Annotated in this window: 2 protein-coding genes; both read right to left on the reverse strand. The window is 26.6% G+C overall.

Going from position 1 to position 1454, the window contains the following annotated elements:
* Positions 1-166: 166 nt before the first annotated feature.
* Positions 167-1186 carry a sensor histidine kinase gene (locus ACJDTP_RS27345; protein ID WP_406762997.1) on the reverse strand — a complete coding sequence of 340 codons (1020 nt, stop codon included), beginning with the start codon at positions 1184-1186 and terminating at the stop codon, positions 167-169.
* Positions 1183-1454, reverse strand: a 272-nt coding sequence (locus ACJDTP_RS27350; RefSeq protein ID WP_406762998.1) for a winged helix-turn-helix domain-containing protein, incomplete at its 5' end; no start/stop codon positions are given. The genes ACJDTP_RS27350 and ACJDTP_RS27345, both read right to left, overlap by 4 nt.

Genomic DNA, 1454 nt, shown 5'->3' on the forward strand with positions numbered 1-1454 from the left:
TCACTTCTTATTTTTTCCATATAAAATTTTATTTAATCACTAAACCAAGCCGTCGCTTTTAGCGATTTAGTTCTTATTTACTATTCTGAATCAATTATAATATAATTGGTGAATATACTACAATTCAGTTTCTGAACAAACCTCTTTTTAATCATTAGCTTCCCCATTACTCATCACAAAAAGTAGCCATGCCAGATAGCGGAAATATTAATGTAACTTTGGTTCCTTTATTAACCTCAGAATCAATTGAAATTTTTAGTCCCAGCTTTAAGCAGAGCTTTTCACATAAATACAAACCCATACCCGTACTTTTGCTAAATCTTCTTCCATTCTCACCAGTGAAGCCTTTTTCAAAGACTCTATCTATATCTTTCTCTATTATCCCTACTCCATTATCTTCTATAAATAACATTACTGAATTAGCTTTTTTCATTGATGATATATTAATTTGAGGTTCTTTATTACTTGAGTATTTTATTGAATTTACTATTATCTGATTAATAATAAATTCAGCCCATTTCCCATCGCTATATACCTTTTCCTCAATGTCATTTATATTGATTTTTATTTTCTTATGAATGAAATCTCTATAGTTTCTTTTTACTACATTTTTTACTACATCACCTAGATTAATTTGTTTTATTATATAATCTTTATAAGCATTATTACTTCTAGAATAGTAAAGTACCTGTTCCACAAATCTTTCAATTTTGTCTATCTGAAAATCTATTTTATTAGTTACTTCATTTTGATTATTCTCAATAATAAGCTTTGAAGAAGCTATTGGTGTTTTAATTTCATGAATCCAGGCTTCTAAATATTCTCTATAATCTTCCTGCAGATCTTTATAATATTTTACATGCTCATACATATCTCTGCTTAATTCCTTTAGTATAGAGTTAAACTTTTCTCCTTGTACAGATTCTGCTTCCTTTAGCATCTCTGGAATTAAATATTTCTTATCCAATTTTTCTAATAAACTGTCAATCTCCCCAAAATACTTTTTATGCTTTATATATTCTAAAGCCATGTAAGATCCTAACGGGAAAAACCATATACAAAAAACAAATATAACTATAATTAAGTTAACATTTATAACAAACATTATTATTGACAATATAATAAACATGAGACTATTACATAGCATTACAATAGCTTTATCTTTAAGAAATTCACTTATAGTCATGGCATAATATACCCCATTCCTCTTCTTGTTTCTATTGGATTTTCTATTCCTATTTCTTCAAGCTTCTTTCTTAATCTATTTATATTAACATTTAAAGTGCTATCGTCTACAAAAAAATCTGCTTTCCAAAGGTACTCCATAAGAGAATCCCTTTTTACTATATTTCCTTTATTATTTATTAAAAATGATAGTATATATGTTGCAAAATGAAATTCCCAAAATAATTTATTGTGAAAAATATCCATTAATATAAAATGAACAAAACAAC

This window comes from Candidatus Clostridium helianthi (assembly GCF_045310795.1).
In the GTDB taxonomy this organism is placed as follows: Bacteria; Bacillota; Clostridia; order Clostridiales; family Clostridiaceae; genus Clostridium; species Clostridium helianthi.

Coding starts and splice junctions, on each gene's coding strand:
- ACJDTP_RS27345 (WP_406762997.1), bottom strand. CDS start 1,186: ATGACTATAAGTGAATTTCTTAAAGATAAAGCTATTGTAATGCTATGT.